Origin of the sequence: Methanobrevibacter sp., from assembly GCF_017468685.1 — an archaeon.
Classification (GTDB): Archaea; Methanobacteriota; Methanobacteria; order Methanobacteriales; family Methanobacteriaceae; genus Methanocatella.
The window spans coordinates 22,639-43,557 of the sequence record NZ_JAFUHT010000004.1; the positions used below are offsets into that span (position 1 = coordinate 22,639).

At 30.6% G+C, this 20,919-nt stretch carries 19 protein-coding genes; 1 reads left to right on the forward strand and 18 read right to left on the reverse strand.

From position 1 onward, the window contains the following. Window positions 1–119 precede the first annotated feature (119 nt). From IJ258_RS00445 to IJ258_RS00455, 3 genes are all read right to left on the reverse strand, one after another. Window positions 120–3,059 (reverse strand): hypothetical protein, encoded by a 2,940-nt coding sequence (locus IJ258_RS00445; RefSeq protein ID WP_292801528.1) that lies wholly within the window; start codon window positions 3,057–3,059, stop codon window positions 120–122. Window positions 3,060–3,235: 176 nt separating this feature from the next. Continuing rightward, window positions 3,236–5,416 carry a right-handed parallel beta-helix repeat-containing protein gene (locus IJ258_RS00450; protein ID WP_292801530.1) on the reverse strand — a complete coding sequence of 727 codons (2,181 nt, stop codon included), beginning with the start codon at window positions 5,414–5,416 and terminating at the stop codon, window positions 3,236–3,238. 64 nt (window positions 5,417–5,480) lie between these two features. Further along, window positions 5,481–7,292 (reverse strand): Ig-like domain repeat protein, encoded by a 1,812-nt coding sequence (locus IJ258_RS00455; protein ID WP_292801532.1) that lies wholly within the window; start codon window positions 7,290–7,292, stop codon window positions 5,481–5,483. A gap of 640 nt (window positions 7,293–7,932) precedes the next feature. On the opposite strand from IJ258_RS00455, the gene IJ258_RS00460 reads away from it, so the two are divergent. Next, complete coding sequence (locus IJ258_RS00460; RefSeq protein ID WP_292801534.1) at window positions 7,933–9,384, forward strand: hypothetical protein; 1,452 nt, start codon at window positions 7,933–7,935, stop codon at window positions 9,382–9,384. A gap of 11 nt (window positions 9,385–9,395) precedes the next feature. Here IJ258_RS00460 and IJ258_RS00465 read toward each other — a convergent pair whose 3' ends face one another. From IJ258_RS00465 to IJ258_RS00535, 15 genes are all read right to left on the reverse strand, one after another. Further along, entirely contained in the window at window positions 9,396–9,827 is a 432-nt protein-coding gene (locus IJ258_RS00465; protein ID WP_292801536.1) for a DUF3021 domain-containing protein, read from the reverse strand. Window positions 9,828–9,835: 8 nt separating this feature from the next. Beyond that, the gene (locus IJ258_RS00470; protein ID WP_292801538.1) at window positions 9,836–10,276 is read right to left on the reverse strand and encodes a LytTR family DNA-binding domain-containing protein; all 441 of its coding nucleotides are present in this window, start codon (window positions 10,274–10,276) and stop codon (window positions 9,836–9,838) included. A gap of 4 nt (window positions 10,277–10,280) precedes the next feature. Continuing rightward, the gene (locus IJ258_RS00475) at window positions 10,281–10,556 is read right to left on the reverse strand and encodes a 2TM domain-containing protein (protein WP_292801540.1); all 276 of its coding nucleotides are present in this window, start codon (window positions 10,554–10,556) and stop codon (window positions 10,281–10,283) included. Next, the gene (locus IJ258_RS00480; protein WP_292801542.1) at window positions 10,557–10,814 is read right to left on the reverse strand and encodes a 2TM domain-containing protein; all 258 of its coding nucleotides are present in this window, start codon (window positions 10,812–10,814) and stop codon (window positions 10,557–10,559) included. It lies immediately after the preceding gene. Window positions 10,815–10,940: 126 nt separating this feature from the next. Beyond that, a complete protein-coding gene (locus IJ258_RS00485; RefSeq protein ID WP_292801544.1) occupies window positions 10,941–11,639 on the reverse strand; it encodes a diacylglycerol/polyprenol kinase family protein in 699 nt (232 codons plus the stop codon). Further along, window positions 11,639–12,754 carry a tocopherol cyclase family protein gene (locus tag IJ258_RS00490; protein WP_292801546.1) on the reverse strand — a complete coding sequence of 372 codons (1,116 nt, stop codon included), beginning with the start codon at window positions 12,752–12,754 and terminating at the stop codon, window positions 11,639–11,641. Before IJ258_RS00490 ends, IJ258_RS00485 begins: the two co-directional genes overlap by 1 nt. Before the next feature lie 98 nt (window positions 12,755–12,852). After that, on the reverse strand, window positions 12,853–14,964 hold the full coding sequence (locus IJ258_RS00495) for a right-handed parallel beta-helix repeat-containing protein (protein ID WP_292801548.1): 2,112 nt from the start codon (window positions 14,962–14,964) through the stop codon (window positions 12,853–12,855). Window positions 14,965–15,321: 357 nt separating this feature from the next. Beyond that, window positions 15,322–16,707 (reverse strand): MFS transporter, encoded by a 1,386-nt coding sequence (locus tag IJ258_RS00500; RefSeq protein ID WP_292801550.1) that lies wholly within the window; start codon window positions 16,705–16,707, stop codon window positions 15,322–15,324. A 211-nt stretch (window positions 16,708–16,918) separates the two neighbouring features. Next, window positions 16,919–17,362: a helix-turn-helix domain-containing protein gene (locus tag IJ258_RS00505; protein WP_292801552.1), complete on the reverse strand. Its 444-nt coding sequence runs from the start codon at window positions 17,360–17,362 to the stop codon at window positions 16,919–16,921. A gap of 87 nt (window positions 17,363–17,449) precedes the next feature. Continuing rightward, window positions 17,450–17,551, reverse strand: coding sequence for a zinc ribbon domain-containing protein (locus IJ258_RS00510; protein ID WP_292801554.1), 102 nt, complete (start codon window positions 17,549–17,551; stop codon window positions 17,450–17,452). 9 nt (window positions 17,552–17,560) lie between these two features. Beyond that, window positions 17,561–17,989, reverse strand: a complete 429-nt coding sequence (locus tag IJ258_RS00515) for an EamA family transporter (protein ID WP_292801556.1) — start codon at window positions 17,987–17,989, stop codon at window positions 17,561–17,563. A gap of 41 nt (window positions 17,990–18,030) precedes the next feature. Further along, the gene (gene upp, locus IJ258_RS00520; protein WP_292801558.1) at window positions 18,031–18,657 is read right to left on the reverse strand and encodes a uracil phosphoribosyltransferase; all 627 of its coding nucleotides are present in this window, start codon (window positions 18,655–18,657) and stop codon (window positions 18,031–18,033) included. After that, window positions 18,650–19,456: a uracil-xanthine permease family protein gene (locus tag IJ258_RS00525; protein WP_292801560.1), complete on the reverse strand. Its 807-nt coding sequence runs from the start codon at window positions 19,454–19,456 to the stop codon at window positions 18,650–18,652. The genes upp and IJ258_RS00525 overlap by 8 nt, the downstream gene beginning before the upstream one ends. Further along, entirely contained in the window at window positions 19,440–19,940 is a 501-nt protein-coding gene (locus tag IJ258_RS00530; RefSeq protein WP_292801562.1) for a solute carrier family 23 protein, read from the reverse strand. Before IJ258_RS00530 ends, IJ258_RS00525 begins: the two co-directional genes overlap by 17 nt. Window positions 19,941–20,175: 235 nt before the next feature. Continuing rightward, entirely contained in the window at window positions 20,176–20,793 is a 618-nt protein-coding gene (locus tag IJ258_RS00535) for a queuosine precursor transporter (protein ID WP_292801564.1), read from the reverse strand. Window positions 20,794–20,919: the final 126 nt, after the last annotated feature.

The following is a 20,919-nucleotide window of genomic DNA, read 5'->3' on the forward strand; positions in this document are numbered from 1 at the left end:
ATATAATATATTTTCGTTTAATTTGATTTAAAAGAAAAAATATGAAAAATAATAAAAATGATTTGAATTAAAATTCACAAAGCAATTAAAAAAAAAGAATGTGAAAGTATTTTCACAGATTATTTTACTTTTAAAGTTATTTTAGCTTTAAAATTTAGATATTTAACAGTGATTTTATACTTTCCCACTTTTAAATTCTTAAAGTAAACGGTTGCAATTCCTTTTTTATTAGTCTTTGCACTATAAGTTTTTCCTTTGATTTTAAAAGTAAGTTTTTTACCAGATATAGCTTTACCAGCACTAGTTTTTAGTTTTGCAGTGTATTTAATTTTTTTAGCTTTTTTCTTAGTGATGCTTTTTACTTTTAAAACATTTTTAACTTTAATAGTATTTTTAACAGTTGATGCCTTGTATGATGTTGTTACAGTGTATTTGCCTGGAAGCAAACTTAATTTCTTAGATGCATAACCTTTTTTATCAGTCTTTACTTTATAAGTCTTTCCAGCTATTTTCATTATCACAACCTCATTTTGGCCAACAATCTTGCCGTTAGGTCCTACAACTCGAACTTTAAATGTTACTTTTCCACTATAATCGACAACAATATTTTTATTGTTTATAATCTTGGAAGGGTTTGAGCTAACACTTAAAGTTATTGATTGGTCATGGATTTTAGATGTAACAGAAGATATTGCTGAAACATATAATGATTTTGATAAGTATCCATCTTCAACAGTCAATGAATCCCCAGTAGACAAGTCAACTTTAAATGATGGCAATTCATTCGGATTATTCAACTGGGAAATTGAATTGTATTTATTTTTAACCTCATTGAATGTAATTACAATATTCGAATTTTCGTATTGCATCAATGGAATGGTATTTTTAAAACCCATTACAATCCATGTAAATTCATCAGACAGGTTGGTTTTGATTAATTTTTCAAAATCAGGATTATTTGATCCCCACCAATTATCAGACAATCCACTATTATTGTTATTTACATATATTGCATCACCTGATGTTGCATGATTGTTGAATAATATGCTGTGAGAGATATCAATATCTTTTCTGGCGATTATAGCTCCACCTTGTGAGCCTGCAACATTATTTTCGAAAATGGAACCAACAATATTTAAAACTTTATTATTATCAATAGCACCACCATTAATTGTTGCTTTATTGTTTATGAAATTTGAATAATAGATAGATAAGTTTCCGGCATTATCAATAGCTCCTGCACTGTAAGCCTGATTATCATCAAATAAAGAATTTATCAAAGTAATTACACCAGAATTATCAATAGCTCCACCATAACTTTTTGCTTTATTTGAAACAAACTGTGAGTCACTTACATAAACATTTGCATCATAATTGAATATAACTCCACCTTCATCAGCACCAGTATTTCCTAAAAAAATTGAATTAAGAATTTTAACATTTCCACCAACAAGCGCTAATACACCGCCTTTTCTAGAAATTTGATTATAATTGAATTTTGAATTAGATATATTTAAATCTGTGGAGGAATATATTGACCCTGCTTCAGAAGCTTTATTTTTTGTGAATCTTGAACCATCGATTTTTGTTGATGCAATATTATAAATCACACCTCCGAAATATGCTTCATTAGCTTCTGCATTTAAAATGTTTACCAGTAAATTTGCGGCATTATATATTACTCCTCCGCTCATCGTTGCAATATTTTTATTAGAATTGATATTATCCATTTTCAATTCATTTTTATTATAAGCTCCGGCACCATTTGCAGCATAATTTGAATTTAATTGAGAATTATAAAAAGTTAAACTGCCCGTATTGTAAATTGCACCACCATCACTTGCAGAATTTCCATTTAAGTTGGAGTTTAAGATATTGACAGAAACTGCATCTACATAAATCCCTCCACCATTTTCTGCAGAATTATTCGAAATTATACAATTATTAATAATTGCATCATCAATATTTTTTAAAGATAAGCAGCCACATCGAATTCCACCTCCATTAGTATTTGCAGAATTGTTTGATATGATTGAATCACTTAATTTAATTGATCCGTCATTAACGTCAATTCCACCGCCACGGTAAGCAGAATTATTTAGAATTTGACTGTTTTGAACAGTCAGTTTAGCTTTCGCCTCAACATATACTCCCCCACCATAAACAGCATAATTATTTAAAACAATACAATTTTTAAGAAGTAGACTGAATTCTGATACATAAAAACCCCCACCCTGTTTCACATTATTTGTATTGTTCATAATGATTGAGTCATAAACTTCACAGATTCCCCAACTTTTAATTCCTGCACCCAAATCAGTGCAGTTATTTGAAATTACATTAGTACTGTAGACTTTTAAAATTCCACGATTATTATAGATTGCTCCTCCTCTTTCAGCGACATTATACATGAAATTGGAATTATAAATATTCATTTCACCCCAGATATTATAGATTGCTCCTCCTTCTTCACAAATATTATGAGTAAATGTTGAATTAAAGATATTTTCAACACCATTTGCATTATCATTTTCAATTGCTGCGCCTGAAACTGCAGTATTACCTTCAAATTTTGAGTTATAAACATTTAAAGTGGATTTGTCATAACAATATACTGCTCCACGTTCAGAATTTGTATTGATTATTGTGGAATTTAAAATGATCAGTTTTCCATTGTTAATTATTGCTCCACCTTGACTTTCCGAATAGCCGTTTGTTATTGTCAAACCTATTATATTTACGTTTTTATTTCTTGAAATTTCAAATATTCTGGAAGTGTTATTTGCATCAAGAATTGTTTTTGATTCAAATCCTTGAATAGTAATATCCTTATTAATCTTTATAGATTTTCCAGTACTGACATAAGTTTTATTGTCTAAAAAAATAGAATCGCCAGAGTTTGCACTATCAATTAAGTTTTGTATTGATTCAAAATTATCATCGGTTAAATTTTCATCAACAGTATCCTCTTCAGCATGGACCGAATTAACAATTAATATCGATAAAAATACTATTAATATTAATATAAATTTAGATTTATGTTTTTTAATTTTTATCACCTAATTTTAATGTTAAATTTAAATTTTAAATAATCTAGGTTATTTATTAGAAAAATTATTATTTTATAATTAATTTGATAATAACGATTATAAATTATTTACTTATCATATTATCTATTTAAATTCGTATTTAAAATATAGGTTTATAAAAAAAGAAAAAATAAATATGAAAATATTTATTTTTTAACAACTTTAATTGTTTTTGTTAAAGAAACTGCCTTATAATTTGCATTTCCTAAAAATTCCATTGAAATTTTATATTTCTTGATTTTTTTAAGCTTAATGGAAATTTTAGCTATTCCTTTCTTGTTTGTTTTAAGAGTATATGTTTTTCCATTTAATTTGACGATTATTTTTTGGTTTTTTAAAGCTTTACCTGAACTTGTGGTTAATTTCAATTTGTAAGTTTTCTTCTTATTCTTTTTGATTTTTAGGTTAGAAGCTTTAATCTTAGATTTCTTAGAACCTGTTTTTATTACCACAGTTGAAGATATGCTGCTTGCTTTATAATCATCATTGCCCAAGTAAGTGATTGTTGCTTTATATGTTTTTTTAGAAGATAAAGAAACTTTCACTTTAGCAACACCATTAGAGTCAGTTTTTGCACTATAAGAGTGCCCATTTAATTTGAAAGTAATAGTCTGACCAGATATTGGTCTTCCTTTACTATCTACTAACTTTGCAGAAAGATATGAATCAGATAAAGGATAAGTAGTTAGTTTGGATGAACTTAATGATGTAGCCGGATTGATTGGAATATCTGAATCTTTAACATTAAATGTCATTAAAATATTATTTTTAACAAACTCGGATAGTCCAGGAAATGCAACAGTAATAATGTTTCCTGATGATGCAAAAGATGAGAAAACATCCCTAAAATCTGCAGTAGCAACACCATTTTTAATTAAAACTTGTTTACATATGTCTGATTGTCTTGGATTGATTGTATAATATTCATTTAAATAAAATGTTAAATAGAAATCATTGAAATCAGCTGCAACATTTCCTTTTGAATCAACAATTGAAATTTGGTATACACCATTTTTAATTTGATTAATATTGCTCAACTTCAAGTTAAAATCATATTTTCCATTGTTTCCAGGACCATTTAAAGACCATGGAATGTTTGTTTTATAATAAGTAAAACCGCAGGGAATATCATTGTAAATAAATGCATGTATCATGTATACATATGATTTGCTTTCGATATATGTTCCTTCACCTACATCCCCATATACATCATTTTCACTATCATATTTCAAATCGCCTTGAGGATTTTCAACATACACCCTATGATGCAAAATCATTGACTTATGCCCTTCAAAATAATTATTATCAATGATTGTGAGTTGATCTGCACCTTCCTCATTATTCAAGTTTCTGGTTCTATAATCATACATTATTGCATGAAGCCCATTGCTTAAAAAGATATTGCCTTTCACGATAAGCTTTGTAATGTTTGAATTAACATAAATTCCGCAACCTGTATCATCATTTTCAAGTCCATTGTTCTGAATCAGATTATTGTTAATTGTAATATAATTTACAGTTTCCAAATTAATTCCTGAAAGAGAATTATCAGTTATTTGATTATTCAAGATATTAATATTGCTTGAATCACCATTAACGGAAATTCCTGAATTTTGAGTATTTAAAATCTTACAATTAACTATATTAATATTAGTTGAATTAATTATCCTAATTCCATTAATCGTATTGTTAATCACTAAATTAGACAGAGTTATTCCATTTGAATTTTGAATTGTAATACCTGAAAGGTAATCTTCTCCTTTGCTGATAAAATTAATATTACAATCATTAATCACGACATTTGATGCACCATCAATTAAAAAGCTAAATGGTGTTTCAGCTTTATCGTTGTTGTTAAAGTTAAATCCTTCTATTACAGAACCGCTTCCGCCAGAGGTTATATAAAATACTCCATGTTCACTAACGCCTTCATGAGTATGGTGAGGGCATGCATCAAGATAAGTTCCAGTTTGACTAATAATAGTTAATGGTTTATTTACAGTAAAATGACAGTGCACAAAATCTCCTTTTAATATTATTGTATCGCCAGGATTTGCCAAATCCAATTGTGGTTGAACAGTTGGTTTTAGAACTTGATTCGGATTGGTTTTATCGGCAACAATTGTGATTGTTTTACTGCTTGAAGAGGAATCTGATAGAATTTCACCACCATCAATTGATGAATCAATTATTTCATCCTGTGGAACTTCAGAGTAATCCAATATGTCATCAGTACCATTACCTGATATGTTTTCGGCAGATATGTTTCCAACAGTAAAAATGAATATTGATAAAATAAGTAGTATGATTAGAATTTTAGACTTCATAAGTAATCACATAGTATTAACAATCGTTATAAAGAAAACAAAAAAAATAAAGAAAAATTGTTGTTTATTTTTTAACAACAATTTTACCTGCTTTAAGTCCAGCATTGTATGTACTGTCACCAGCAAAGCTAGCTACATAACTGTAAGTACCTTTTTTAGTTAATTTAACTTTAATAGTTGCTACACCTTTTTTATTGGTTTTAGCAGAGAAAGATTTACCATTAACATGAATAGTTACTTTTTTACCAGCTATAGCTTTACCTGCAGATTTTAAAGTAATTTTAACTTTTTTAACTTTTTTAACTTTGAAGGTTGCTTTAGGAGCTTTAAGAGTAACTGCTTTTTTAGCTACAGTTTGAGTAACAGTTTGAGTTTGAGTTACTGGAGTTAAAGTTATGGAATTTTGAGAAGCTGCAAATTTACTGGTTTGTGCAAAATTAATAGTAACTGCTTTACCAGCTTCACCATTAATTGTGAAAATACCATTTTCATCAGTGACGATTTTTACATCAGCACCATTATTAATGGAATAAGTTAAATCTGCAGAGTCAATAGCTTTACCTGCAATATCTTTTAAAACACCAGTGATTTTTGTTCCATCTATAGCTGTAATAGCAATTTGAGTTTGAACTAATTCTGCTTTAGGAATTACAATATCACTAGTATCACTAGATTCAGTTCCCCAATCATTATTCCAAACAACTAAAGTTTTTACGCCATCAGCAACTTGATTACCAGTAATAGTAATTTCTTCATAAGGGTTTAACATACCTGATCTGCATAAAATGTGCAATAAAGTTACACCAGAAGTTACAACATCATCATTATATTTTTCAACGATATTGTTAGTTACATTGATATTACCAAGAGTACTTGGATAACCATGTGCAGTATTTCCTTGTTCAGCAGCGATTAACCAGTTATCATCAATTACTTTGAAAGTGTTGTTATCTATGAAAACACCGCTGGATGCTTTTTGAATACTGATAACTGGATATGCACTCCATGAATGAACTCCATCATCAAATGAACCACAGTTTATGAAAGTGTTTCCAGTAATATAAGTACCGTCAGTGGATGCTCCTCCAAAGAAGATTGAATAAACATTGTTTTTGAATGTATTGTTAATAATTTTTGCATCCCCACTTGCTTGTGCAATAGAAATTGCATCTAACACCACACCATCAAAAGTGTTGTTTAAAATTGTAGTAAAGAAAGATCCACCTACACTGATTACTTTTGAACCTGTTTCTTTGTTAACGGTTGGATCATTTAAAAGTTTAGTTGCGTAACCTCCTTCAAATTCACTGTTTTTAATAGTGATATAATTAGAGGATGAAACTACAACCGCTTGGTTGAAATCTTTAAAGTAACAATTATCGACAATTCCACCTTCAGCAGCAGCACCGTTGAAACTAATACCCCATCCATTTACAGACCCATCATAAACGAGATTATTTTTAGAGTTTGTATCAATAAATCTAATTCCCTGAATAGTTACGGATTTAGCATTTACACTAATTAAACCTTTACCAGCACCATCTCCTTTAATAGTAGTTGCACCATTTCCTTTAATGACAATATTATCAGTAGTTACTGCAATAGTTTTGTTTCCTATATCATATTCTGCATATTTACTTAAATCTACAGTGTCTCCATCATTAGTTGAATCAACTGCTTTTTGTATTGCATCGTAAGTATCATTATCCGGAGATATAGGTTCAGCACCTACAACTTCATCAATATCACTTTGACTTACAGAATCAACATCGTCAGTAGCTACAACATCTTGAACATCTTCTGCTGAAACTGAACTAACAGATATGGCAATTAAAACAACTAAAAAGATAGACATTAAAATCTTTTTGTTATTCATGATTATTTCTCCATTAAAATATACTAATATTATAATAATACAAATTTTTGAAATATTGATTAAATATTAGCTAATTATAATATATTATCGATAAGTAATATAAATATTATTGTTTATCGATTATATTAAAAATTAATTGAAACTACTTTAAATATAATTAATATTTTTAATAATAATTAAAAAAATAAAATAAAGATTAATTATAAGTTATTAGATAAATAACTAAAATATATAAGTAAAAATTAAATTTAAATCATTTAAACATAAATAAAAATATATGTAAAATAATTCATAACGATAAAATTACAAATTATTCTTAAAAATATGATTAAAAAGTAAATTAAATGTAAACTTATAAATATGCAATAAATAATTTATAAATAATGAAAATAAATTAAAATAATCTTTAAAATTAAATATAATAATTTATATAATGAAATTTAATACAAAAATTAAAAAAACGATATACATAATATTATATAACAATTAATCATAAAATTACTATTAAAGAAATCATTCTTAAAACTTAAAGGAGGTGAAAATAATAAAATTCAATCAATTTGCATTATTATGTCTCTTTATTATTATATTTTCACTAACGACAGTTCATGCATCCCAAGATAATTTAACATCAGAAAGTATGGAAATTGACGATACCCTTCAAAATCCATCGTTCGATTTAGCCAGTGAGATTACCAATTCAAAAAATGGAGATGAAATCCTAATCCCTGAAGGCACATACACCATCAATAACTTAGAGATAACAAAAAATCTTACCATTAAAGGGAATGGAGAGTCCAGAAATGTTATAATTGATGGTGAAAAAAAAGATAGTATTTTTCTTATAAGAAGTGATGCCATACATGTCAGTTTTAAAAACATTACATTCATCAATGCAAATACTGATGGCTTTGGTGGAGCAATCTCAATTGAAACAGGTCATGTTTATGTTGATAATTGTAATTTCATCAACAATAGTGCAGGAGTTAACGCTGGTGGAATTTCTAATTATGGAAACAGCGAACAGAAAGGGTATTTATTTGTGAATAATTCATTTTTCATGAATAATCATGCGAACCATGATGGAGGTGCAATAACAACCTGTTATGCAAATTCAGACATTTATAATTGTGTATTCATAGATAATTTTGCACATCGTGACGGAGGTGCAATTAGAGTCAGTGTAGCAGGATATGGAAATGTTCAGGATTGTATTTTCATGTTTAACCATGCTGATGAATGGGGAGGAGCATATTACAGTTGGTCAGGTGAATCCAATATTGAACGATGCATATTTATGAACAATACTGCAGGAACCAATGGTGGAGCAGTAATGGTTTCAGGAAATTTGAATCTTGAAGATTCAATTATCGTAAATAACAATGGTGGTGAAACTGGAGGATCATTTTACATCCAACAGCCAATGTATGATGCAAAAACAATAATTAATGTTCACAATAACATTATAACAAATAATTCATCTCCATATGGTCAGGAAATATTTGTCAAATGGAAAGACATTAAAAATTTATATACAAAATTTGATGATAATGATTGGGGTGATGAAGACCCGAATGATTCCTCTATAAATGATCCGAATAATGTTACTTCAAGAATCAAAGTATCTAGAACCATAAAATCAGATTTATTTAACAGGTTAAATGTTAATTTATTAGATAAATATAGAGATTTGCTTGGTAACTATTTTACAGATGAGTCATTTGACAATCTTAAAAATCAGTTTAATCATAATGCATCCAACAATGAAAGAACAAATAATAATCAGAATAGTAATGAAAATGTAAAAATCAAGAATACTTCTTCTACCAAAATAGCTATTAAAAATAATTCATCCCGTAATTTAGAGACAAAATCAAATGAAAATTCAAAAATAGTTAGTGATAATTACAATAATCTAATTATTGGAAATTCATCCTCCCATGGTGAAGATGAAAAGGCTTATGAATTAAATGAGACTGGAGGCTCTGCAGTTAAACAAATTAATTCAGAGGAGAAATATTTTATTGTTGCAATAATCATTGCACTTATTCTATTAGTTATTGGTTATAAAAGAAACAAAAAAGAAGAGTAAATAGTTTAAAACTATTTACTATTTACTATTTTTTTATTTAAATCTCTTGCGAGCAAATAATAGTATATGTAAAAGCCACACCAGAAAACTGCTGCAAATATACAAGCTATTGAAACCCATACTAAAATCGGTTCCCATCCAAAGTTAATTGGCATCCATTTCAAATAAATTGCAATAATAAATAATACTGTCATCCCAATGCCCATTTGGAAAATAATTTGGAACGGCAATGCAATATCTTCTCTTTCATAAATCATACCGGATAATGAAAATGCCCATCCTGCAACGATTGATCCTAAAAATGCATTGATTACATCAACTCCTGAAAATGATACAACATTAACTCCTTCTCCAAGAGAAATTAAAACCATAACAAGCATTACAATAAAACATCCGACAAAAGCCCCTAAAGCTAAACTTTTAATTAAATCCGCAATTTTCATTTAATCACCTATAAATCCAAAGCCTTTTTAAAATCAGGCAAGTATTTTCTTGAGATATTGTCCTTTAAGCCATTTTTTAGTTGTATAAACATCATTCCCTTAAGTGAAGGAGCCACTCTTTCAATCTTTTTCAAATTAACAATTGTGGTTTTTGAGATTCTCACAAAATCGCTTGTTAAAGTCTCTTCAACCTGATATAATGCCTTCTTAATGAGATACTCATTCTTTTGTGTGTAAACTTTAACCTGTTTGTCCTCTACTCGGAACATGCATATTTCACTTAATTGCAGAAGTGCAATATCTGAGCCTTTCTTTACAGCCAGCATGTCATTTGAGTCATCACTTTCGAGAATGGATATTGCCTTTGTGACATTATCGCTCAATTCGTTAGTGTGGATGTCTGCATGAGGCTCCTTAATATCTCTTGAAACAAATAGGTTTACTTTCATGATTTTAGTCTCTTAATTTTTCCATTTCTTCTTGAATTTTGCGTTCTCTATATTCATCCGTGTCAAATTTATCCATAAGCACATAAGCTCTTAGAAAATCAACAAGCACTCCAATTCCCCAGAATAGAACTACCCATAAAAACCACCAGTATTCCGGAGTAAATATTATGTTAACAATGGCTAGAATTACATTTACTACAATATAACTATATAAATTGCGTTTAAATTTAATTTTTCTTTCAACTCTACTTTCAGCAATTGCTCTTAAATTATCACTCATTTAATCACCCATTTTTGAAATTTCTTTTTCTATCATCTTTTCACGATTAATAAAGTTATCAAATGGATATGCTTTTAAAAAGTCACATGTTAAACTAATTCCCCAGAAAAACATTACAGCCATCAATAACTCATAGCTATGTAGGAATACAAAGCTGATTATTGCTATTGCTGAGTTTACAATTATATATTTATATAGTTTTTCCTGAAATCTTATTTTTGCTTCAACTCTTTTTTCTGCTTTTTGTCTTAATGTCATGTAATCACCAAATATTCATTCGTTAATATAACTTAGATTTAGTCCATATAAATGGCTATTTGGAGATGTTTCTAAGATGCAGAATTAGCTTACTAAAATGCAAAAAAATAGTAATGAAATTAGTAGCTATAATACAGCTACTAAATAATATAAAATTGAAGTTATTGCAGGAACTGTCAAATTGTCGATTCCACCATAACTGAATGCTTCACATATTGTTGCCACTGCAGAAATAAGTATAATGTATACAATATTGAATTCAGGCATTACACAACCGATTGAAGTGAAAACCATCCATACGAATACACTCATCACAGTTGTAATGACAAACATTGTAAGTGATCCTTCAAGAGATTTTGTTCCTCCAAATACTGTGTATTTGACTTTACCGAATTTTTGACCTATCAATGCAGCGAATCCGTCACCGTATACCATTGGCACGATAGCTAGTGCAACAATCCATATGAAATATTTAGGGTCGTTTGCCGGTGCTATTGTGGTGAATATTGCAATCAATATTGTCCATATTCCAGCATAGAAGAATAATCCTAATGCGTGTCCGGATTCAGTTACACTGTTTTCTATTTTTATTGGTGAGTATTCTGTTAGGAAGAATAGTACTATTGTGATTGGCAGTGTTAAAAACCATACCATTACCCATGGATCTGAGAAAAATGGCATGGCAAATATCATGTTACCTACCATAATGTGTAAAAATTTACGTGAAACTTCAGGCCTTGTCTTTAAAACCATTTCAGCTACAACAAAAATGACGGCAACGTAAACATATACTATAATTAATGCAAGGACATCTGAGAATATCATTAGCAATACTCTCCGTACTCACAACCTGCATTTTCTATTTTAACATGGTCAATCAAGGTTCCATCTTTTTTGTATAGTTTGATTTCACCCCAACCGTTTCCACCATTCCATAATCGGTTGTGTCTTTTTTGTCCGTCCGGTGCTTCATAATTGAAAAGCATCATTTCATCACGTTTGCAGTAAAGTACAAGCTCCATTTTTGAGTTTTTGTTACTTGCATTTATATGCCATGTGTGAACATCTTCACCTTCTTCAAAGTCAAAGTCGATTTTTACAAGGTTCCAGAATCTTGCGAAGTTGTATTCATACATGGTTCCTTCATAGTAAAAACCAATGAGCAGCTTACGTGGAATTTCAATACCGAATGCTTTTGGCCTTCCTCCGCCTGCTTCAAATGCAGAATTCTCTAATTTTTTACCGCTGATTAAGCTGGTTATGTTACATGATGAAATCCATAGCCATGGAGAAGTGAAGTCTCCTCCCCAGTTTTTATCAGCATAACCGTAGGATTTTTCAGGAATCACTTCATATTCTTCACCATCCAGCCAGATGGTTCCGCTGTACTCTGTTTTGATTCCTTCTGCATGCCAGAACATTTCAAAGGAGTTTAATTTTCTGAAAAATGAGTTTGCACCATAACCTACGTTAAAAGTGATTTGTTTGTCGATGTCTAAATCCCACATCATGTCTCCAGCATCAGACATGTATTCAGGGTGGTTTTTAGCATCCTCTTCACTTACTCTTGCAAATCCGCTCATGTGAGTTTCTGTTAGGCTGCAATCACCTACTTGAATGTTTAATTCATCATCCGGACAGTTGAAGTATTTCATTGAGTAGAAATTGTGAATTTGTTTTGGGTTTTTACCCCATGTTCCTGCCTTTATCATACAGTATGATGGTTTTTTACCTGCTTTTTGGTTTTCAGGTAATTGTCCAAGTGTTGGTTCTTCTTCAGCTAATGCCGGATTGCATACAAAGTATTCTATAAAAAATGGTCTTTCTTCACCAGTCTTTTTATTATATGCAGTTAGGGAATGCCACCACCAGTCATAACCTTTCTTGGCAAGTGGCCCTTTGAGCATATAATAATTTCTTTTCAAATCACTCTTATTCATATTATTCCTCCAAAGGTAAGATAATATGATATTTATTAAAAATCGTTTAAATAATTTTTTATGAATATTTGCTTAAAAATAGAAAAAAAGAAAGATGATTATCTTTTTGAGTTCATTTCTTTTATATCTTCACGATAATAAAAACCTACTGTCAATATCATCAAAAGAATTATAAATGAAATTCCAGCAACTCTAAAGAATTCATCTTCATCAAGTAAAATTTGTTTTACAACTGATTGTGACTGAGAACCAAGATTACCTGCATCCCCAGTACTTGTTTCTGACGCACTAGCTTCAGATGATGTTGTCTGTGTTTCATAACTTTGTTCAACATCATTCACCTGATTGTTTGCACTGTTTGATGGATCAGCTCTTTGACTGTGAGTACTGTTTCCATTAGAACGACTGTCCTGTTTTGAAGCACCATTACCGTTATTTGCATCCCCATCAGTGCCATCTCCATCACCATTCCCATTTCCAGCACTGCCAATATCTTCATATAATTGATAACTTGGAATTGAAGGATAATTATATGCAGGAGTTTGTCCATTAATCACTTTAGAATTGGTACGAGTATTTGAATCATAAGTGTTATCTCGTCTAGAACTATCCACTGTTGCTTTAATAAGATCACCATCATTTGCATCAACAGTAAATGTGACTATGCCCCCACTAATTGTTAATGTGATACTTTGACCATTATTTGCCCTATATGATAAAGTCCTATCCGGAAGCAAACTAGCAATATTGCCATTAGAATCTAGAAAAGATGCTTGAAATTGATTTGAACTAATTTGTGTTACAACAAATCGAATATTATTAGTTTTAATCTTAGGACAGATTAAACCAACATCACTGTACCAATTTTCACCTATTTCCAAACGTTGTCCGTTTTCATTGTAATATGTTTCTTTAGCTTCAACTTCACGATGACCGTTGCCTACAATGGCATTGTAACTTATTTCCTGGTTTTTTGGTTTAACGTATTCATCATTAAACTTAATACCTACATAACCATTATTGGATATGACATTTGACTGAATAACATTATTTCCAATATTAGTTATTGAAATACCACTTCCCACATTATAGTCAATTGAATTACCCTTAATGTTAATATTATTGCCTGCTTTATAACTATAAATACCGTTTTCACCATTTTTTGAAACAGTATTCTTATTAATATAAACGTCTTGAGGCCCACTACCATAATTCTTACCGTTCACAGTATTGGTAAGCTTAATTCCATTTTTAGCATTACTAGAAATGATATTATCATGAATATAAGTTTTTGAGGATTTCCCCAATTCAATACCATCAGCCCCATTACTGTTAATCTTATTATTGAAAATGTATGTTGAAGTGACATCTCCAAGGACAATTCCTGATTTTGAATTTTTCAAAATATTATTGTTTGAAATATTCAAATAAGTGGTTCCTGTTGCAACAATTCCATTACCTTTCCCAGTTATATCATTTTTAGTGATTGTTACATAATCTGCACTATTTATAACAATTCCATCACCTCCACTTTGAATATTGAATCCTTTTATAGTGGTTAATGATGCGGATTTGCCTTTGATAGTTATTACCTGACCCGAATTGGATTTGAGTACAGTATTTACATTACTTTGAAGTTTTAAACATTTAGTAATAACAAGATTAATATTAGAATAGCTTGACCCTTTAAATAGAATTACATTATTGCTTTTTGCATTATCAATAATATTCTGTATTTGAGAATTGCTTAAACCGCTTTCAACTTCACGAGTATTATCCATAGTAATTCTTGTTGATAGACTGGATGATTTATATTTAGAGTTTCCAGCGAATTTAGAAACAATATTATATGCACCATCATTTAATCTAATCTGAAGTGAAGCAATTCCAGCTGAATCAGTATTTTTATTATAGTTAGCACCATTTACAGTGAAAGTCACTTTAGCATTTGCTATAGGATTGTTATTAACGTCAGCCAATTTTACTTTGAAATAATCCCCAATAACATCAAATTCAGTTGTACTTTCCACATTAAAATGAGTGTCAACTGTTGAGGCTTCAAGAAACGATTCATTTGATATTGACTGAACTTCTTCAACTTCAGTCATTTCGACAATTTCGGTTGTGTTATCAATATCTTGTGCTGAGGTAAAGTTTAGCGTTAAGAAAATTAATGCAATCAATACAATTATTAATACTTTTTTATTCATTTTTCACCTCCGTTTATTTCGATTAGTAAGGAATTAATTATTGATAATTTTCCTTAATTTATAATATATCCTTTATCAGTATATATTATTGTCCTTTTTTATTATAGATATTAATTTTTAAGCATATCGTTATTTTTCATATAAAATTAAATTTTGATTTAAACCAGTTAAAATTACAAATTGAAATTAAATATCGTATTTAACTAAAACATAACCCTATATAACACAATTTTTAAAAAATGAAAATCCATAGATTATTTTTAAAGAAAATATTAAGAAGCAATTAAATGATGGAATCATGCATATTCAATAGATAGTATTGAAATTAAGATATTAAAAAAAGCAATAAAATGAAATTCACATCAAATCGTGAATTTCATCTTTAATATATAAAACTACAATTACTGCAGAAAGGATAGCCAATACAGACATTACAAGAGAAGTCTGTGCAAATGCAGATACTGAAATATGATTGTGGCCAACATTTCCTCCGGCAAATGCTGCCATCAGCACTACTGCAACAGCAGATCCTATTGCTCCTATGATTTGCCTTACAGTATTGTTGATTGCAGTTGCATCCTCAACATCCCCTGAAACTACAGCAATTGTCCATGTTACTGCAGGCATCAATCCTAAACCTGCACCTATTGCCCTTATAATTTGAGTTACAATCATATAAGTAACAGAAGTTTCGGGATTATAGGTCATCATCAATAGATATCCTGCAACCGTAAACAGACATGACAATAATAATACTTTGCGTACACCAAACTTATTTGCCATAAGAGGCCCAATGAAGTTAAATACAATCATGACAAGTGTTGCCGGAAGCAAAATTATTCCTGCGGTTGTTGCATCATGATATGCAATGCTTTGAGCAAACAATGGCATAATAACATTTAATCCACACATTGTAAAGTAAAGAATTGCTGAAAACAATGTTCCAAAGAAGAAATATTTGTTTTTTAATGCATGTAAATCAACAAGAGGTGTTTTAATGCTGAACTGTCTTTTGACAAACAGAACTAATGATACAACACCGATTACGATTGGTAAAATCACCCAAATCAAATCAAATCCATTTTCTGCAATGTTTGAAAATCCAAACATTATTCCGACACATGCCAGTACACATAATATCAGTGAAATCATATCCAATGGATAATGTCCTGTTTCAAATTCCAGTTTAACTACAACTGATGCAACAAGTATCAATACTGCAATAATTACTGCAAATATCAAAAAGATTGATCTCCATCCAACAGTGTCAATTATTAACCCTCCTGCTGTGGGAGCAAGTGCCGGTGCAATCCCTATAATAAAACCGAATAATCCCATATATATCTGCCATTTTTCTTCAGGAATAACCTTAAACAGCACGATTTGTGTTATGGGAAGCAATATTCCAGAACCGATTGCCTGAATTACACGTGCCAATATCAATACTTCAATATTTGGAGCAAAATATGCAATAATTGACCCAATTAAAAATAAGGTCAATGAAGAAATTAAAATTGTCTTTACCTTAAATCTACGGGTAAAAAATGCAGATAATGGTATCATAACACCTAAAACAAGCAAGAATGAAGAATAAATCCATTGTGCAGTTGTTGAGGATATATGAAAATCAGCCATTATTCCTGCAAGACCTGTTGTCACTACACTTTGAGCAGCACTGAGAATTGCTGCTGCAATGATAAAAATAATTAATGTTGACATTCCTCTGTCTATGTTCTCGTCCATAAATATACACTCTAATAATTCTACAATTATATTAATCAAAAATATTATATAAATTTAATTTATAAAACAAATTAATAAAAAAATAATATAAAAATTAAACAATTTATAAATTAATTTAATTAAAAGTGATGATAAATTAAAGTAAAATAAATTTTACTGAAAAAAAATTATTAGAAATAAGTAAACGGACATAAAAAAATAGATATAAATATTATTTTAATTTATTGGAATTGATGATATCCAAAAGACCCAAATCAAAAATCAACCTACGCAAGTGTCTTTCAGAATATGTTACACCAAATTCACGATAAATCTCATTTTTTATCTCGGAAATTGATGATAAACCCTTAACAGAAATATTGGCCTTTAGAATTTCTAACTGATAATCAGATAACTTTGAAATCCTTCCAGAACCTTCTTTTCTAAATAAACCATCAAAACCATTCTCATTCCAATTCTTCAACCATTTATAACCAGTTTGAGGAGTTTTTCCTCTTTTTTCCATTGCAGATTTAACAGTTTCATCAAAGTATAACTCTTCAATGAATGTTACTTTTTCATATAAATCCACAAATTTCTGCAAATCACGTTTAACTTTGCGAATCTCTGAAATAGAAACTGATTTGTTGATATAAGCCTGCCTACCCATAGACATATATTTTTAACAAAATACTATAAAAATTTTATGTCTAAATAACCATCATATTCAAAACTTATATCTAAATACATACTATTTAAACATTTAAAAATCATCATTTTCATCAATACAATACAAATCATAACCGCAATAAGGACAGTATTCCTCACCATCCTCAACGAATTTGCCACAAACAGGACATTGCATACTAAAACCTCATATATTAATTAAAATCAATCCTACCATACATACAATTATTCCTAATATCTGCTGGAGTGAAACATTTTCTCTGTAGAGGAAATATCCGACAAAGAGTAAAACACAAGCCAAACCAATATTTGCAACTACTGAAGCAGTACTTACAGTCCATCCTGCACGATATACGAATACATATCCCACTTCAAGTCCCACAATAGCCAGTGCAAGAATAATGGATGTCCAATTCAATTTGGTTATTTCAACTCCAACATTTCCAGGACCTACCATAAATATAAAAATCAATCCTGAAATGATGGCTGCAACCAAATAAGTAACCATTAAAGCCCCAAATGGATTTACATCTGCCGGCATTGATTTCATGCAAATGTTATAGAATGTATTTGCAAGTATAACCATCAATATTGGCCAAATTAAATTCCAATTCATTTAATCACAAAAAAAGAAAAATTAAGTGAAGAAAATCTTCACTATTTTGTTCCATATACTCTGTCTCCTGCGTCACCAAGACCTGGGAGAATATATGCGTTTTCATTCAATTCACGGTCAACGGTTGCACAGAATATTTCAACATCTGGATGATCATCTTCAATGCATTTAATACCTGCAGGAGCTGCTACAATACATAACAGTTTGATTTTTGCAACACCATCCTGTTTAAGTCTTGAAATGGTTGCTGAAGCACTTCCACCTGTTGCAAGCATAGGATCAATAACCAGAACTTCCCTTTTATCGATTCCTTCAGGCATTTTATAATAGTATTCAACAGGCTCAAAAGTTTCCTCATCCCTGTAAAGACCAATATGGCCTATTTTTGCATTTGGAATTACATTGATGACACCATCAACCATACCCATTCCTGCTCTCAGGATTGGTACGATTGCATAGTTGTCTTCATTCAACATTCCAGTGTCCATTTTCTCAAGTGGAGTTTCAATTGTTGCTTCTTCTAGTTTAGCATCCTTCATTGCTTCATAAACAAGCAGTGTTGAGATTTCAGTAACAAGTTCTCTGAATTCTTTAGTACCAGTATTGATATCTCTCAATATTGCAAGCTTATGAGTTATTAATGGATGATTTAAAACATTCTCATTCATGGTTTTCCTCCGGTATACAAATGTTTAAGATTACACCGACTATTGCTGCAAGTGCCATTCCAGATATTGAAAGGGATAAGTCACCTGACACAACAGATAATGTTGCTCCACCTAAACCTAGAACAAGCATGGTTGCTGCTACTACAACATTTTTTGTGTTGTTGAAGTCAACTTGATTGTGGATTAAGATTTTAAGACCATTAACACAAATGAATCCGTATAACAATACTGAAATACCACCTAAAACAGGTTGTGGAATTGCAGTTAGAAGTGCAGTCAAGTGTCCTGAGAATGCAAATATTATTGCAACAATTGCTGCAAGACCTATTACATAAGTGGATGCTACACGAGTCATACCTACAACTGATGTGTTTTCACCGTAAGTGGTGTTTGCAGGACCACCGAGGAATGCTGCTACGAATGTTGCAACACCGTCACCGAGTAAGGTTCTTTGAAGACCCGGATCTTCAATTAAGTCACGACCGATGATTTCACTTAATACCTTGTGATCTCCTACATGCTCTACCATTGTTACCAATGCAATCGGAACGATTGTCAGTACCGCTGCAAAGTTTAAGTCATAATGCAGGAACGGTACGTAGAATTTAGGGATTTCAATAACATTGGCAGTTAATGCCTGTGTAAAATCAACCATACCTAATGCAGCTGCCACAATATAACCTACAACAATACCTATTAAAAATGGAATAACCTGCATGATTCCTTTTCCACGAACCGCCACAAGTGCAGTGACTAAAAATGAGATAAAGGCAACAACTAGATTAGTCCATGGAATCACTGCTTGATCTAAACCTATTTTCTGAAATAGCTGTTGGAGCAAGAGACAATCCGATAACCATAATCATTGGACCTACAACTACTGGAGGCAGCAGTTTATTAATCCAACCCGGACCGGAAACACGAATAATCAATGAGATAATTACATAAACAATACCCACAATCATTAAAGCTGTGAATACACTTCCAGTACCCCCAATTGCATAACCTGCAATCATAGGAGCAATGAATGCGAACGAACTTCCCAGATATACTGGGCTTCTATTACGGGTACAAATAAGATAAATTAATGTACCTATACCTGATGAAACTAATGCTACAGGGATTGATAAGATATCTGCACCTGCTGTGGTGTTAACAACTATCGGAACTAGAATTGTAGCTCCAAACATTGCACAAACATGCTGAATAGCCAGTAAAATCCACCTAAGTGCAGGCGGTTTATCACCAGTACCTAGTAGCATATTACTATTTTCTTCGACCATATTATCACAAAAAATTCCCAAATTTATCAAGAATTGATTAATTATTTTAATAAAGTTATTGAACAATCAAATAATTAAATTAAAAATACTTAAAATACGTTAAAAATATCTCAAATATCCTTATAACAATTTTTGATTAATAATATATCTCTGAATGAAAGTATAAAATACTTACCCATTGCAAAATTGATTTTAAAAAATTAAAAAAGGTTGGGATTTAAAATCCCTTAAAAATTTAAGCTTCTGCAGGTTTTCCTTTCTCAGCCCATCTAACAGTCATGTTAGTAAATGGTTGAGCGATAGCACTCCAAATCAAACTTAATACCCAGTGCGAAATAATCATGACTAAAATCTCCCAGACAGGGAACACACCAATGAATGCTAAACCGATAAAAACAAAATTATCAATCAATTCAGAAAAAGCAATTACTCCTAAGTTTTTAACTGCGGAATAATCATTTCCTTTGTTAACAATAGTTGTGATTCTTGCGTTAACGAAGTTACCAATTAAGTAACTGATATATGATGCTACAAGAATTCTTGGAGTTTGTGTAAATACAAATGCTAAACTTGAATCTCCAGTAAATGTTGCAGGAGAAGGCAAGAACAATATTAAAGTTGTCATGAATACAAATAAAACATCAACACAAAGACCTAATATAATAGTTCTGCGTGCAGTTCTCTCACCGTAAACATCTGCAATTACATTTGTTAAGATATATACCAATGGATAGATAAGAACTCCAGCAGGAGTTTCCATTCCTAAAAATCCAATATTGATAATTTTAACAGTTATTAAGTTTGCTATGGTGAATGCCATACAGAAAAATGCAGTAATTATGAGTCCGTCCAATAATTCAATTTTTTGATTGGATTTTTGTAAAAAGATTTTAATCTGAGTATGGAATTAGTGGGATTTCGTGAGGAGATTTACACTTGAAATCTCACTTCATTACATTTTTTTAACATTATGAAGTGA

Coding starts and splice junctions, on each gene's coding strand:
- IJ258_RS00460 (WP_292801534.1), top strand. CDS start 7,933: ATGGAAATTGACGATACCCTTCAAAATCCATCGTTCGATTTAGCCAGT.
- IJ258_RS00505 (WP_292801552.1), bottom strand. CDS start 17,362: ATGTCTATGGGTAGGCAGGCTTATATCAACAAATCAGTTTCTATTTCA.
- IJ258_RS00470 (WP_292801538.1), bottom strand. CDS start 10,276: ATGAAAGTAAACCTATTTGTTTCAAGAGATATTAAGGAGCCTCATGCA.
- IJ258_RS00500 (WP_292801550.1), bottom strand. CDS start 16,707: ATGGACGAGAACATAGACAGAGGAATGTCAACATTAATTATTTTTATC.
- upp (WP_292801558.1), bottom strand. CDS start 18,657: ATGAATGAGAATGTTTTAAATCATCCATTAATAACTCATAAGCTTGCA.
- IJ258_RS00450 (WP_292801530.1), bottom strand. CDS start 5,416: ATGAAGTCTAAAATTCTAATCATACTACTTATTTTATCAATATTCATT.
- IJ258_RS00480 (WP_292801542.1), bottom strand. CDS start 10,814: ATGACATTAAGACAAAAAGCAGAAAAAAGAGTTGAAGCAAAAATAAGA.
- IJ258_RS00510 (WP_292801554.1), bottom strand. CDS start 17,551: ATGCAATGTCCTGTTTGTGGCAAATTCGTTGAGGATGGTGAGGAATAC.
- IJ258_RS00485 (WP_292801544.1), bottom strand. CDS start 11,639: ATGATATTCTCAGATGTCCTTGCATTAATTATAGTATATGTTTACGTT.
- IJ258_RS00475 (WP_292801540.1), bottom strand. CDS start 10,556: ATGAGTGATAATTTAAGAGCAATTGCTGAAAGTAGAGTTGAAAGAAAA.
- IJ258_RS00495 (WP_292801548.1), bottom strand. CDS start 14,964: ATGAATAAAAAAGTATTAATAATTGTATTGATTGCATTAATTTTCTTA.
- IJ258_RS00515 (WP_292801556.1), bottom strand. CDS start 17,989: ATGAATTGGAATTTAATTTGGCCAATATTGATGGTTATACTTGCAAAT.
- IJ258_RS00530 (WP_292801562.1), bottom strand. CDS start 19,940: ATGGTCGAAGAAAATAGTAATATGCTACTAGGTACTGGTGATAAACCG.
- IJ258_RS00455 (WP_292801532.1), bottom strand. CDS start 7,292: ATGAATAACAAAAAGATTTTAATGTCTATCTTTTTAGTTGTTTTAATT.
- IJ258_RS00490 (WP_292801546.1), bottom strand. CDS start 12,754: ATGAATAAGAGTGATTTGAAAAGAAATTATTATATGCTCAAAGGGCCA.
- IJ258_RS00465 (WP_292801536.1), bottom strand. CDS start 9,827: ATGAAAATTGCGGATTTAATTAAAAGTTTAGCTTTAGGGGCTTTTGTC.